Genomic DNA, 13,801 nt, shown 5'->3' with positions numbered 1-13,801 from the left:
GGGCTGAAGCCTTCCGAACGCGCCATGCGATTCGGTTCAGCCTCCTCCGCTCGCGCCAGCCGTCGAGACGGGCGCGAGCGAAGGCCTGGAGGGCGAGGACGGGACTCATGGTTCGAGGGGCGCACCGGCCGCGCTGAGGATGACGGCGGGGCGAGACGACGGATACACGATCCCGGCGCGCACCTCCTCCCCATGGAAGTGACCGCTAGTGGTGTTAGGCACGTGGTACTGCCGATCCTCCCCGTACATCTCGAACGACAGCAGGCGCCGTTCCATGAAGAGCCAGGAGCCGTAGTTCCGCAGCAGGCCGTGGGTGGCGGGTACGACCGCCGCCGTCGGCTGCCCGAGCAACGCCACCGAGCCGCCGACGAGCGGGAGCGAGGGGAGGCCGCGGAGAAAGCCGCGCCGATCGTGAGGCCCGGTCATGCGCGAGCCCTCCGAACGCGACGGGTCTCGGGGACCACCTCGCCATAGTGCAGGAGCCCGCCCGGCTGCTCGACGTTGTCGCCGGGGCCGTCCTCTCGATCGCCCGACCTGCCATGATCCCGACCGACCTGACCGCGAGAGGTGTTTGTCTGCCCGTACGTGATCGGGCGAAGGATCGACTTGCCGTTGTGGGTGTCTGCTGTCACTTCTCCGCTCAAGAAGCATGAAGCGGCGGGTAGAGGGAGAATTTGCCGTGCCTATAATCCGTGGATCGCAAAGCGCTATATACCGAGAAGAAATAAGCGTCCCCGCGACATCCACGGATGCTGTTGATGTATACGAAGGTAGCGAGCATCAATTTTGGAGATGGAGTTATGATACATTTGGCTACAACGACCCCGTATCGTCACAATTGTACCTAATAACCTTTGATTTGCCGCCTAGCAGCCAGCCCAGCACCAGCGTCTACGTTGATTTTTCGGACGTCTGGGGGGTTGCCGACATCAGCGGCAGCACTTTCGGCGATGTCCTCCGCGGCGGCTCGGAAGCGGACATGCTGGATGGCCGCGAGGGCGACGACCGCCTCGACGGCGGCCTCGGCGCGGATACCATGTGGGGCGGCGCCGGCAACGACATCTTGATGGGCACGGCCGATCTCAGCGGCTCGGGCAACGCGCTCGACAACCTCCTGCAGGGCAATAGCGGCGCGAACACCCTCTCGGGCGGAGCCGGCAACGACCGGCTCGACGGGCGGGGCGGTGCCGACACCCTCATCGGCGGTACTGGCAACGACATCTATTACATCGACGATCTCGGCGACGTGATGGTCGAGGAGGCGGGCGAGGGCTACGACACCGCCATGCTGGGCGTCGACGGCTACGTCCTCGCCGACGGCGTCTCGGTCGAGCGCCTGATCCTGCGCGACGGCGTCACCACCGCGACCGGCAACGACCTCGACAACGTCCTCCAGGGCAACGGGGGCGACAACGTCCTCTTCGGCGGGGGCGGGCGCGACACGCTCCGCGGCGGCGCGGGCAACGACACGCTGATCGGCGGCGCGGGCATCGACAACCTCTATGGCGGGACGGGCGCGGACACCTTCGTGCTCTCCGCGACGACGCCGGACCGCGACATGATCCGCGACTTCGTCGCGGCCGAGGACATGCTCCAGATCAGCGCCTCCCTCTTCGGCGGCGGGCTCGTCGCCGGGGACGAGCTCACGCCCGAGCAATTCGTGCTGAGCACCACGGGCCGGGCGACCTCGGCGACGGACCGCTTCCTCTATGTCGAGAGCAAGGGGCATCTCTATTACGATGCCGACGGCTCCGGCCGGGACGAGGCGCCCCAGCTCATCGCCGTCCTCACGACCAACCCGACCCTCACCGCGGCGCATTTCGACATCGTCATCTGAGCGGGAGGGCGCGGCCGGGCGAAGGCCCCGCCCTCCCCGGCCGGACGTCGTCGCGTGATCACAAACGCATGAGGACACCGCTCGCGACGACCTCACACCTGTTCATCGGGGGAACGACGATCTATCGCTGACCCGGAGAATGCGATCGCGGCAATGGCCGCCGATCCAACGGCACGGGACATTCCACCATGGCAGCGAAACCCAAGAGCCCCAGCGGATGGGGCGAGTTGAACATTGCGCTCAACGGCCTCGTCAAAGCCGGGACGATCCTCGGCTACAAGACGGCACGTCCGGACGCCGATGGCTCCGTCGGCATCGAGGTCACGACGGCACGCGGCGCGGACCAGGCCGAGGTGCTACGCCAGGTGCGCGACGTGCTCCCCGAGGCCTTCGCCACCGCCGGCGTGCGGACGCGGGAGGGATGATCGACGCCTCGGCTTCCGCCGATCGCGGCACCCGGGCAGGACGCTCGACCGGGGAGGGATGGCAGGAGGTGGCGCGCGCCGCCATCCCGGGCGAGGCGGAGCCGATGCGGCTCGTGCAGCGGGGCGAGGCGTACTCGATCCTCATCGGCACGGCCGAGTTGATGACCAACATCCTGCGCGGATCGGAACAGGCGCTCGGGCGCATGGGCTGCGCGCATCTGCACGACACGCCCCAGGCGACGGTGCTGATCGGCGGCCTCGGCATGGGGTTCACGCTCAACGCGGCGCTCGCGGAACTCCCACCCAGCGCCAGGATCGTCGTCTCGGAACTGATGCCGGCCGTCGAGCAATGGGCGCGCGGGCCTCTCGGCCACGTCTTCGGCCGCTGTCTCGACGACCCGCGCGTCGAGATCCGGATCGAGGATGTGCGCCGCACCATCCAATCCGGGGCCGAGCAATTCGATGCGATCCTGCTCGACGTCGATAACGGCCCGCAGGGGATGACGCAGCGCTCCAACAACCGGCTCTACGATGCATGGGGGCTCAAGCGCGCACGGTTCGCCCTGAAGCCGAACGGGGTCCTGGCGGTCTGGAGCGGGTCTCCCAACCGCCAGTTCAAGGCGCGGCTGCGCCTCTGCGGCTTCGACGTCGAGGAGCGCCGCTTCCATTCGGACGGACGGTTCAATCGCCGGCATGTCATCTGGTTCGCGACGAAGCCCGAGCACGCGGCCTGGTGAGCCGGCGCCGCCGCGGAGCCGGCCGATTCCGGGCGGCGGCGGGACGCCTCGGGCTTCCGCGCCGACCCATTTCGTGTTATCGATAAATCCATGACGACACCCATCGACGACGCTCCGAAATCGCGCGGCCGGCCCGTGACCACGGGCACGGGAACCATGCTCGGCGTCCGCCTCCTGCCGGACCTCCTCGCCTCGCTCGACGCCCATATCGCCGCCCAGCCGGACCCGAAGCCGACGCGCCCCGAGGCGATCCGGCGCGTGCTGGCGGACCGGTTCGAGAAGCGCGGCCGCAAGGCGGCTCCCGCCGCCGCCTCTCCCGCCGTCGCGGAGAAGGCGGCCAGGGCCCGCACGAAAGCCGCCAACGCGGCGGACGTGGCCCTCGGCCAGATCGAGGCCCCGGCCGACGTGAAGGCGACGCGCCGCCGCGCGCTCGTCGAGAAACCAGCCATGGTGGCGAAGGCTCGGGGAAAGTCCCGGCTCGCAACGAAGAGGACGGGATCATGAGGGGAGCGTTGCGCTCAACGTTCGGGATCGCCCTGATCGCAGGAGCGATCCTGGCGGCACCGTCCCGCGCGGAAGAGGCGCGGCATTCGACCCCGGCGACCTACGCGTCGCTGCATGGAGCCCGGGCGCCAGCCAGGATCGACTTCGGCGGCCGCTGGCGCGTCCAGCGCATCGACGGCGTCAGGGTGCCCTCGGGACTCCTCGTCACGATCGAGTTCGGGGCGCCCGGTCATGTCTCGGGACGGAGCGGCTGCAACCGCTTCACCGGGCCCTATACCCTCACCCCGACCTCTCTCTCCTTCGGCAACCTGGCCGCGACGCGGATGGCCTGCGCCGGACGTGGCATGGAGGTCGAGGCCCGCTTCTTCAAGGCGATCGGCCGCGTCGACGGCTTCGCCCGCAGCCGGCGGGGCGCGGTGCTGCTGAAGTCCGGCAAGCGGACGGTGCTGCTGCTGCGGCGCGGCTGACGCTCATCGCGATCGCCGCGAGGTGTGGGCCATGCTGCGGCCGGAAAGCCGGCTGCCACCTCGTCCGCAGCATGTTCTAACGCGGCCCGATCTGCCGGATGAGGTCCATGATCCGCTCCTCCGAGCCGTAGAGCGGCGCGGTCCGGCAATCGAGGAGCCGCGCGGCCACGCGATAGGCACGGCCGCCGGCCTCCGTGCAGGCGACGATCGAGCGCGGATGCGCGTTCCGGCAGCCGCGATACCAGAGCCTGACGTCCCAGGAGAGGCCGCGGCTCTCGAGCCACCTGGCCGGAACCGGCTCCCTGGCACCTTCCTCGCGGATTGATCCCATGCCCTCGCATGCGGCCAGAACCTCCCCCCGCACGAGCCGCCCGCGGCAATCGGGGCGGCGGCAGCTCGCCGTGAAGCCGTCCGGCCGGGCGGCGACGTCCCAGACCTCCGGATCGTAGCGCAGGGCGAGGTCGCCGAACGGAGCGACGCCGTCCTCCGCCGCCGCGCCGCGCCCGCCCGAGCCCAGCACGACCGCGAGGAGGCAGATCGACGCGAGCCGGCATGTCGCCCCGCGCCGCGTCCGATGCCCCACCATCGTCCCCTCCCCGACCGTGCCGAAAAGTTTCGATCCCGTCCCATTCAGGCCACATCGCGGCGGCAATCTGGCCGTGCGCACAAAAACGAGGGCGCAATCGATCGGGGGCTCCATGCGATCCTGGACGGAGGAGCGATTCGCGCGCGCCCGCGCCGCGTTGCCGGCGGGCTGCGAGGATGTCGTCTGGCTGACGCCGCGGGCGGAGGCCGTGATGCGGCCCGTTCCGGCCCGCCCGTCGCAGGTCCGGATCCGGGCCGCCCGCGCAAGCGCCTGTCTCGCCGGCGGGATGGTCATCTCCGCGATGGTTCCCGGCACGGCGCTCGCCCCTCTCGGAGAAGCCCGCGCGGCCTTCGCGCCGTTCAGCCTGGCGCCGCCCCCGACGGTCACGGCGCTCATCCCGATCACGCCGCCCCCCGCCGCGACGCTTCAGGACGGCCTTGCCGCCGTGCGCGCGCAGATCGACCAATATCTCCGCTTCGGCAATCGCGAGGTGCCCCGGCCGATCGTCGACGCGATCGTCAAGGCGGCGAACGTGACGAAGGTCGACCCGATCTACCTCATGGCGCTCGCCGACAAGGAATCCGGCTTCCGGCCGGAGGTGAAGGCCTCGACCTCGAGCGCGCAGGGCCTCTACCAGTTCATCGATCGGACCTGGCTCGAGGTCGTCCGACGCTTCGGACCCGATCACGGCCTCGCCGAGGAGGCCGCGGCGATCGGCATCGTGCTCGGAGAGCGGGAGCGGCCGTTCGTCGAGGACGAGGCGATGCGCGAGCGCATCCTCGCGCTCCGCAACGAGCCCTACCTTTCCGCGATCATGGCCGCGGAAATGCTCAAGAAGGACGCCGCCGAGATCGGCTTCCAGTTCGGCCGCCGGCTCACCACCGCCGAGATGTATCTCGCCCATTTCCTCGGCATCGAGGACGCGGCGCGCTTCCTGGCCCTGCGCGAGGAGAAGGAGCCGGCGGTCGCCTCGCACGCGTTCCCCGCCGCCGCGCGGGCCAATGTGGCGATCTTCTACGGGCCGGCGACGCGCGCGCGCCGCGGCCGCCGCTGGGCGCGCCCGAGCCTCACCGTCCCCGAGGTCTACGGCAAGATCCAGGGCATGATGGAGAGCCGGATGGATCGCTTCGGGGGCGTCGCCACCTACGCCGCGGCCGAACTCCGCAACTGACGCACCCCTCCTCGCGGAGGGGACGAGAGACGGGAGCCCGGGTGCGGCCGGGCACGCGGCCATCCTGACGCGGGGTTGCCCTCCGCCCGCGCGGAAGCCAGATCGCAGCCATGCTGTCTCCGGCCGATCTCGACGCCTATCTCGACCGTATCGGGTACGGCGGCCCCGTCGCCCCGACCCGGGCCGCCCTTGCCGAACTCCAACTCCGGCACGTGCTGTCGATCCCCTTCGAGACGCTCGACTCGCTCTCGGGCCGCACGCCGGCCCTCGACCTTCCCGCGCTCCTGACGAAGCTCGTCCGTTCGCGGCGCGGCGGCTATTGCTTCGAGCACAACGCGCTGTTCAAGGCGGCCCTGGAAGCCTTCGGGTTCCGCCCGCAGCCGCTGCTCGGGCGCGTGCTGCTCGGCCTGCCGGAGGATGCGCAGACGCCGCGGACCCATCTCCTCCTGCGCATCCGCTGCGAGGGCGAGGACCTCGTCGCCGATACGGGATTCGGCGGTCAGGTGCTGACGGGACCGATCCGGCTCGAAGCCGGCCCTGTCCAGGAGACGCCGCACGAGCCCTATCGGCTCGACGCCCGCGAGGGCGCCTACATGCTTCGGGCGCTCGTCGCGGGCACCTGGCGCGCGCTCTATCGGTTCACGCTCGATCCGGCCTTCCCGATCGATTGCGAGGTCGGCAACCACTATGTCGCGACCCACCCGCATTCGGGCTTCACGACGACGCTGGTCGCGGCGCTCATCCTCCCGCGCGGACGACTCACCCTGCAGAACCACCGGCTGACCGAGCACAGCCTCGATGCCCCCTCCCGCTCGACGGAGATCGGGAGCGACGACGAGCTGCGCGATGTCCTGGCCGATCGCTTCGGCATCGAGCCGGACGACGCCACCTGGAGCGACGCGATGCGGCGCATGATGCGATAGGACAGCGCTCCCCGCTCTTGCGAACCGGCGCGCCCTCATGGCGAATGGCGCCCGGAAGGAATGCTCTCATGTCGGACGCTCAGCCCCTCGTCACCGTCGAAACCGGCGACGGCGTCACCACCCTGACGCTGAATGCCGTCTCGAAGCGCAACGCGCTCGCGATGCCCATGCGCGAAGACCTGGCCGATGCGCTCGACGCGGCGATTGCCGATCCGGCCTGCCGGGCGATCGTGCTGACCGGCGCCGGCGAGCACTTCTGCGCGGGCGGCGACATCGGCGGCATGGGAGGCGTCGACGCCATCTCGGGACGCAACCGCCTCGCGAGCGGCCACCGCATCGTGCGTGCGATGATCGAAGGCGAGACGCCGGTCATCTCCGCGGTCGAGGGTTACGCGGTCGGCGCCGGCCTCTCCCTCGCGATCGCGGCCGATATCGTCGTCGCGGCGCGGACGGCGAAATTCGCCTGTTCCTTCAACCGCCTCGGCCTCGTCGCCGATTTCGGCGCGGCCTGGCTTCTGCCGATGCGCGCCGGGATCGGCCGGGCCCGCCAGATCATGCTGACGGGCGATACCTTCGAAGCCGAGTCGGCCGAGCGTTGGGGTCTCGCCGAAATCCTCACCGAGACGGGCGGCGCGCTCGCCGAGGCCACCGCCCTCGCCCGGCGGATCGCCGCCACCACGGCGCCGCTCTCCAACGCCTTCGCCAAGCGTCTCCTCGCCCGCATGCCGGGCACGCTCGACGACGTCCTGCGGGCCGAGGCGGATTCCCAGGCCGCGCTCTATACGAGCCGCGATTTCGCGGAGGGGCGGGCCGCCTTCCTCGGCAAGCGCAAGCCGGTCTTCGAGGGGCGCTGAACGGCCCGCCGGCCCCCCTGCCCCGCAGCGACCCGTTTCAGGGCCGCCTCTCTCGAACACGCCATCCACAGGCCGTGGAGGTACATGGTTTGTTCTCTTTACCGTCATCCTGTTAAGGTAGATCGACGGCGAATCAGCGTGCGTGAGTTCGAATGGCCGAGCGGGATCTCTTTGGCGGCGGTGGGGCCGCCCTTCGGAAGGTGGCGGATGCGATGCGGGCGGTGACGCCCGCGGCGGCACAGCAAGCCACGAGCCGACCGCCGGCCGGCCGCGCCAAGCCCGTCCTTCAGCCTGTTCCCTCCCCCCAATACGATGCCTCCGCCATCGAGGTGCTGGAGGGGCTCGAGCCGGTGCGCCGCCGGCCGGGCATGTATATCGGCGGCACGGACGAGCGCGCCCTGCACCACCTCTTCGCCGAGGTGATCGACAACGCGATGGACGAGGCGGTCGCGGGCCACGCGACCTTCATCGAGGTCGAGCTCGAGGAGGCCGGCTTCCTCACCGTGACCGATAACGGCCGCGGCATTCCGGTCGACCGGCACAAGAAGTTCCCGGACAAGTCCGCGCTCGAAGTCATCATGACGACGCTGCACGCGGGCGGGAAGTTCGATTCGAAGGTCTACGAGACCTCCGGCGGCCTGCACGGCGTCGGCGTCTCGGTGGTCAACGCGCTGTCGGACCTCCTCGAGGTCGAGGTCGCGCGCGAGCAGGTGCTCTACCGGCAGACCTTCTCGCGCGGCCTGCCGCAGGGACCGCTCCAGGAGGTCGGCCGCGTCCATAACCGTCGCGGCACGCGCGTGCGCTTCCACCCCGATCCGCAGATCTTCGGCGAGGATGCGCATTTCGTCCCGCGCCGCATCTTCAAGATGGCGCGCTCGAAAGCCTATCTCTTCGGCGGCGTCGAGATCCGCTGGCGCTGCGCCCCTGCCCTCCTCGCAGGCGTCGAGAACGTGCCGGCCGAGGCGGTCTTCCGCTTCCCCGGCGGCCTGCGCGACTATCTCCTCAAGGAGATCGAGGGCACGACGCAGATCGCCGACGGCATCTTCTCGGGCAAGATCACCAGGCCCGGCAGCCACGGCTCGCTCGAATGGGCCGTCGCCTGGCTCGTCGATGCGGACGGCTTCTCGACCTCCTATTGCAACACCATCCCGACGCCCGACGGCGGCACCCATGAAAGCGGGCTCCGGGTCGCGCTGCTGCGGGGCCTGCGCGAGCATGCCGAGCGCGTCGGGCAGGCGAAGCGCATGAACGCGGTGACGACCGACGACGTCATGGCGCAATGCGCCTCGATGCTCTCGGTCTTCATCCGCGAGCCGGAATTCCAGGGCCAGACCAAGGACAAGCTCGCGACCACGGAGGCGACCCGCATCGTCGAGAGCACGGTGCGCGACGCCTTCGACCATTGGCTCGCCGCCTCGCCCCAGCAGGCGAACAAGCTCCTCGACTGGGTGGTGGAGCGCGCCGAGGAGCGCCTGCGCCGCCGCGCCGAGAAGGAGGTCGCGCGGAAGAGCGCGACGCGGAAGCTCCGCCTGCCCGGCAAGCTCGCCGATTGCACGAAGGCGGGAGCCGCCGGCTCCGAGCTCTTCATCGTCGAGGGCGACTCGGCCGGCGGCAGCGCCAAACAGGCGCGCGACCGGGCGAGCCAGGCGATCCTGCCCCTGCGCGGCAAGATCCTGAACGTCGCCTCGGCCGGTCGCGACAAGCTCGTCGCCAACCAGCAGCTCTCCGACCTGATCCAGGCCCTCGGCTGCGGAACGGGAACGCAGTACAAGGATGCCGACCTTCGCTACGAGAAGGTCGTGATCATGACCGACGCCGATGTGGACGGCGCCCATATCGCCTCGCTCCTCATCACCTTCTTCTACCGGCAGACGCCGCGGCTGATCGAGAAGGGCCACCTCTATCTCGCCGTGCCTCCGCTCTACCGGCTGACCCAGGGCGCGAAGACCGTCTATGCGCGCGACGAGGCCCATCGCGAGGAACTGCTGAAGAAGGCCTTCAAGGGCTCCGGCAAGATCGATGTCGGCCGCTTCAAGGGCCTCGGCGAGATGCTGCCGGCGCAGCTCAAGGAAACGACGATGGACCCGAGAAAGCGCACGCTGCTGCGGGTCGTCGTCACGGATGACGAGGCCGAGGGAACGGGCGACACGATCGAGCGGCTGATGGGCAACAAGCCCGAAGCCCGCTTCGCCTTCATCCAAGAGCGCGCCGCCTTCGCCAACGAGAACGCGCTCGACATCTGAGCCGATCCGTTGCCGGGTTCAGAAGAAGACCCGCCTCTTCACCGAAACTTCACCATGCCGGGCCATCGTTCCGTCAACGCTGGGTAGCGAGGCGACGGGATGTCCGGTTCGGGGAAAACAGGTGCGTCGGACGCCGCGGAGCCCGCCGGCATCAGGCGGTGGTCCCCGGTCTGGACCACGATCAAGACCGTGGCCTGCGTCGCCGCCCTGTCCTGGATGGCCGCCAACTGGATCTCCTCGACCGATCGCGAGGGGCTTGCCGTTCTCGCCGGTCGCGCCGGCGCGGGCGTGATCGAAGAGCCCCTGACGACGGGGTCGCTCGCGGCCCGTGCCGGTGCGGCGAGGTTCGATCCCTGCTCGATGACGCTGCGATAGGCGCCGCGGCCGGTTACGGAGCCTCGTTCCTCTCCCCCTTCAGGATGCGCCAGAACCGGGTGAGCCCGGGATAGGCGCGATGCTCGGCGCGCGACGAGGCCGCATCGTCCTCGCGCACGAGATAGATCTCGCGGTCGTGGTATTCCTCGAGGCCCGGCCGGTGGCCGACGCTGAGCACGGTCGCCTCGGCGAGCTCGGTGTGCAGGAAGGCCATCATCTTGGCCTGGCTGACCTCGCCGAGCGCCGACGTCGCCTCGTCCATGATGATGATGTCGGGCGGGTTGAGCAGGACCCGCGCGAAGGCGATGCGCTGGCGCTCGCCGCCCGAGAGGATCTGGTCCCACTGATCCTCCTCGTCGAGACGTCCGGCGAGATGCGACAGGCCGACCTCTCGGAGCACGTGCAGGATGCGCGCACCCGAGACCCGGCTTTCGTCGCTCTTCGGATAGAGCAGGACGTGGCGCAGCGTGCCGAGCGGCAGATAGGGCCGCTGGGGCATGAAGGCGACCTCCGCCCCGCGCGGACGCAGGATGCGCCCGGAGCCCCAAGGCCAGAGCCCGGCCATCGCCCGGATGAGCGTCGACTTGCCCGTCCCGGATTCGCCCTTGACCAGCACCTTCTCGCCCTTGCCGATCCGCGTCGAGGCGCCCTCGATCATGAGGGTGCCGTTCTGCTGGGTGAGCGACAGGTTCTCGATATGGATCGCGTCGTCGGGGCTGTCGCCGAGGACGACGATGCCCTTCGCGCCGTAGCTGCCGATCGAGGTGTCGAGTTCCGCGAGGGCGTCGGTCAGCCCGACCACGCGCTGAGCCGAGGCCAGCGTCTCGGCGAGGCGCACGGCGTTGTCGATCAGCCAGTTGAGCGCGATCTGAACCTGGGTGAAGGCCGTCGCGATCTGCATCAACTCGCCGAGCGAGAGGTCGCCCGCGAGGTATTTCGGGGCGCCGAGGAGCAGCGGCACGACGGGCGCGAGGACCGAATTCGCATTCGAGATCCAGGTCATATGGGCCTGCTGGACGATGACCCGGAGCCAGCGGGCGGCGAGGTCCGAGAAGGTCTCCTCGAGACGGCCGCGCTCGTCGTCGTCCCCGCCGACGAGCGCGATGCTCTCGGCGGATTCCCGCACCCGAGTCAGCTCGTAGCGGAAGCGCGCCTCGCCCGTGTTCTTCCGCTCGACCTTCTGGATCAGCGGCCGGCCGACGAAGACCATCGCGGTCGAGGTCAGGGTCGCGTAGAGCACGGCGGCGACGACCATGTAGCCGGGCACCGTGACCGGCCCGAGCCGGATCGAGCCGCCGACGAGCCAGAGCACGCCGAAGAACGCCGCCGCAGCGAGGATGGCGTTGACGAGCCCGATCGCGAAATCGACGAGCGGCTCGATCGCGAGCCGGACATCGTCGGCGATGCGGAACTCGGGATGCGAGCCCTCCCGCGCGACGATCGTCAGCTGGTAGAAGCGGCGCTCCGACAGCCAGCGCTTGAGGATGCTCCGCGTCAGCCAGCGCCGCCAGGCGAGCTGCAGGCGCATCCGCGCATGGACCATCCCGACGGCGACCGCCGCGGCGGCGAGGGCGAGGCCGAGGACCAGAACGACGCCGAGGCCGACATTGGCGACGTCCTTGCGCTCGATCGCGTCGAAGAAGAACTTGTTCCAGCGGTTGAGCAGCAGCGCGACGGCGAGATTGACCAGCACCAGCGCGAAGACGATGGCGCAGAGCCACCAGGCGGTCCGCGCCGTCTCCCCCTGCCAGAACCCACCCGCGATCCGAAAGAAGCTGCGCGCCGTCGCGATCGGCGAGGGCGAGGCCGACGAAGCGGGCTCCGCTCCCTCGCTCGCGGGATCAGCGGGGCGCACGAACGCACCGTCCGGCATGCGGCACGCAGAGCTGAAGTCGGGACCCGATCCGGAGGCCGCGGTCGCGGCTCCTCTCAGGCGGAAGGTCATCCGGCCTCGTCAGGATCCGACAGCGCATCGGCCGACCCCGGAGCTTCGGGGAAAGACATGGCGATCGCCGCAGGACCATGGGGGCAGGCTCGCTACGGGGCCGGGGCGAATTGCTTCGAGAGCTTCAGGTCCTGCCCCTGGTAGTTGGAGGTGCCGATCGCGCCGTAGAGCGCATCGGGCTCCTCCGCCATGCGCTCGTAGGCGAGGCGGCAGACCATCTGACCGTCCTCCAGGTTGAAGGGCACTTCGTGGCTGCGCACCTCCATCACCGCGCGGCTGCCCGGATGGCCGCCGGGGGCGTAGCCGAAGCCCGGATCGAAGAAGCCGGCGTAATGGACGCGGAACTCGCCCATGACGGGGTCGATCGGGACCATCTCGGCCGCGAGGCTCGGCGGGATGTGAAGCCGCTCCTTGGAGACGAGGATGTAGAACTCGTTCGGATCGAGGATCAGGCGCCGGTCCGACCGCGCCGGGATCGCCTCCCAGTAATCCTCGGGCCGGTAATGGCCGATGCGGTCGAGATCGATCACATCCGTATGCCGTTGGGCCCGGTAGCCGACGAGGCTCATGGCGCCGAGGCCGGCGAGTTCGATGCGCAGCGCGAGGCCGTTGCGCACCGAGAGCGCGCCGTCGACGAGCGGCGAGGCCGCATGCAGGGCGCGGAGCTCCGCATCCGTCAGGCGGAAATCGTCATGCTCGTCCTGGCGCGCGTTGCGGTGGCGGAAGCGGATCTGGTTCAGCCGCGTTCCCTTGCGCACCTTCACCGAGAAGGTCCGCGGCGAGACCTCGGCATAAAGCCGGCCCCGATAGCCGCCCGAGACCGCATCGAAGACCTCCGAGCGGTCGGCGATGAGGCGCGTGAAGACGTCGAGCCGTCCGGTCGAGCTCTTCGGATTGGCGGAGGCCGAGACGCTGGCCGGCAGCTCGAGCCATTCCATCAGCTCGACGACATAGACGCAGCCGCGCTCGAAGATCGCGCCCTCGGTGAGGTCGATCTCCTCCCAGCCGAGCGTCGCGAGCTTGTCCTCGACGCTCGCCTCGCTCCCCGGCAGGAAGCTCGCCCGGACCCGGTAGGCGCGATGGCCGAGGCGCAGGTCGAGGCTCGCCGGCTGATACTGGCTGTCGCGGATCGGCTCCATCGCCCGCAGGATGTCGCGCGCGACGAGGTCGCGGATGCCCTGACGCGGCATCAGCCCTGCGGGGCCTTTCAGGACCGAACGCGTGCGCGCGCCGGCGAGATCGTCGAAGTCACTCATGCGCGGGACGCTATTGGAGACGCCGAGTTTTCTCCAGCGTCCTCGCCCGCCTTTCAAGCCTGATTCGCGGCCTTCGCGCTTTGCAGGCGCGGTGCGAGGCCGTACGAGGCCTGTGGCCGACGAGGCCACGGAGGAAAACAATGATCTACGAGCTGCGCGTCTACCATTGCCTGCCCGGCCGGCTGCCGGCCCTGCTGAAGCGCTTCGAGTCGACCACGCTCGGCATCTGGGAGCGTCACGGCATCAGGCAGGCCGGCTTCTGGACGACGCTGATCGGGCCCTCCAACCAGGCCCTGACCTATCTGCTCGCATGGGAGTCGCTCGCCGAGCGCGAGCAGAAGTGGAACGTCTTCCAGGCCGATCCGGAATGGGTCGAGAAGCGTGCGGCCTCGGAGGCGGACGGCCAGATCGTCGCCCATATCGAGAGCTCGTTCCTGGCTCCGACCGCATTCTCGTCGGTGAAGTAAGGCCCGAACGG

General features: G+C 69.7%; 15 protein-coding genes. 11 read left to right on the top strand and 4 right to left on the bottom strand.

Annotated elements, in window-relative coordinates:
- Nucleotides 1-105 precede the first annotated feature (105 nt).
- On the bottom strand, nt 106-426 hold the full coding sequence (locus EV668_RS06515; protein WP_133768990.1) for a hypothetical protein: 321 nt from the start codon (nt 424-426) through the stop codon (nt 106-108).
- 223 nt (nt 427-649) lie between these two features.
- Here EV668_RS06515 and EV668_RS25555 point away from each other — a divergent pair, with 223 nt between their 5' ends.
- The 5 genes from EV668_RS25555 (at nt 650) to EV668_RS06490 (ending at nt 3,970) form a co-directional block, all read left to right on the top strand.
- Nucleotides 650-1,837, top strand: coding sequence for a calcium-binding protein (locus EV668_RS25555; RefSeq protein ID WP_133768989.1), 1,188 nt, complete (start codon nt 650-652; stop codon nt 1,835-1,837).
- Between the two features lie 188 nt (nt 1,838-2,025).
- Complete coding sequence (locus tag EV668_RS06505; RefSeq protein ID WP_133768988.1) at nt 2,026-2,262, top strand: hypothetical protein; 237 nt, start codon at nt 2,026-2,028, stop codon at nt 2,260-2,262.
- Nucleotides 2,259-2,999 (top strand): spermidine synthase family protein, encoded by a 741-nt coding sequence (locus EV668_RS06500; protein ID WP_342636819.1) that lies wholly within the window; start codon nt 2,259-2,261, stop codon nt 2,997-2,999. Before EV668_RS06505 ends, EV668_RS06500 begins: the two co-directional genes overlap by 4 nt.
- Before the next feature lie 90 nt (nt 3,000-3,089).
- The gene (locus EV668_RS06495; RefSeq protein ID WP_133768987.1) at nt 3,090-3,503 is read left to right on the top strand and encodes a hypothetical protein; all 414 of its coding nucleotides are present in this window, start codon (nt 3,090-3,092) and stop codon (nt 3,501-3,503) included.
- Nucleotides 3,500-3,970: an META domain-containing protein gene (locus EV668_RS06490; RefSeq protein ID WP_133768986.1), complete on the top strand. Its 471-nt coding sequence runs from the start codon at nt 3,500-3,502 to the stop codon at nt 3,968-3,970. The genes EV668_RS06495 and EV668_RS06490 overlap by 4 nt, the downstream gene beginning before the upstream one ends.
- Nucleotides 3,971-4,046: 76 nt before the next feature.
- On the opposite strand, the gene EV668_RS06485 is transcribed toward EV668_RS06490, so the two are convergent.
- On the bottom strand, nt 4,047-4,556 hold the full coding sequence (locus EV668_RS06485) for a hypothetical protein (RefSeq protein ID WP_133768985.1): 510 nt from the start codon (nt 4,554-4,556) through the stop codon (nt 4,047-4,049).
- Nucleotides 4,557-4,668: 112 nt separating this feature from the next.
- Between EV668_RS06485 and EV668_RS06480 the strand changes: the two genes are divergently transcribed.
- The 5 genes from EV668_RS06480 (at nt 4,669) to EV668_RS06460 (ending at nt 10,122) form a co-directional block, all read left to right on the top strand.
- Nucleotides 4,669-5,727, top strand: a complete 1,059-nt coding sequence (locus EV668_RS06480; protein WP_133768984.1) for a transglycosylase SLT domain-containing protein — start codon at nt 4,669-4,671, stop codon at nt 5,725-5,727.
- Between the two features lie 110 nt (nt 5,728-5,837).
- Nucleotides 5,838-6,650 (top strand): arylamine N-acetyltransferase family protein, encoded by an 813-nt coding sequence (locus tag EV668_RS06475; protein ID WP_133768983.1) that lies wholly within the window; start codon nt 5,838-5,840, stop codon nt 6,648-6,650.
- Between the two features lie 68 nt (nt 6,651-6,718).
- A complete protein-coding gene (locus EV668_RS06470; protein ID WP_133768982.1) occupies nt 6,719-7,504 on the top strand; it encodes an enoyl-CoA hydratase/isomerase family protein in 786 nt (261 codons plus the stop codon).
- A gap of 212 nt (nt 7,505-7,716) precedes the next feature.
- Nucleotides 7,717-9,747 carry a DNA topoisomerase IV subunit B gene (gene parE, locus EV668_RS06465; RefSeq protein ID WP_425359611.1) on the top strand — a complete coding sequence of 677 codons (2,031 nt, stop codon included), beginning with the start codon at nt 7,717-7,719 and terminating at the stop codon, nt 9,745-9,747.
- 99 nt (nt 9,748-9,846) lie between these two features.
- A complete protein-coding gene (locus EV668_RS06460) occupies nt 9,847-10,122 on the top strand; it encodes a hypothetical protein (protein WP_133768980.1) in 276 nt (91 codons plus the stop codon).
- Between the two features lie 13 nt (nt 10,123-10,135).
- Here the strand turns inward: EV668_RS06460 and EV668_RS06455 are convergent, their stop codons facing one another.
- Nucleotides 10,136-11,977, bottom strand: a complete 1,842-nt coding sequence (locus EV668_RS06455; RefSeq protein WP_166652364.1) for an ABC transporter ATP-binding protein/permease — start codon at nt 11,975-11,977, stop codon at nt 10,136-10,138.
- Nucleotides 11,978-12,159: 182 nt separating this feature from the next.
- Nucleotides 12,160-13,323, bottom strand: coding sequence for a 2'-deoxycytidine 5'-triphosphate deaminase (locus EV668_RS06450; RefSeq protein ID WP_245512887.1), 1,164 nt, complete (start codon nt 13,321-13,323; stop codon nt 12,160-12,162).
- A 140-nt stretch (nt 13,324-13,463) separates the two neighbouring features.
- On the opposite strand from EV668_RS06450, the gene EV668_RS06445 reads away from it, so the two are divergent.
- On the top strand, nt 13,464-13,790 hold the full coding sequence (locus EV668_RS06445) for an NIPSNAP family protein (RefSeq protein ID WP_133768978.1): 327 nt from the start codon (nt 13,464-13,466) through the stop codon (nt 13,788-13,790).
- Nucleotides 13,791-13,801 lie beyond the last annotated feature (11 nt).

Source organism: Enterovirga rhinocerotis (assembly GCF_004363955.1).
In the GTDB taxonomy this organism is placed as follows: Bacteria; Pseudomonadota; Alphaproteobacteria; order Rhizobiales; family Beijerinckiaceae; genus Enterovirga; species Enterovirga rhinocerotis.
This window is presented reverse-complemented; position numbering and strand designations above follow the sequence as displayed.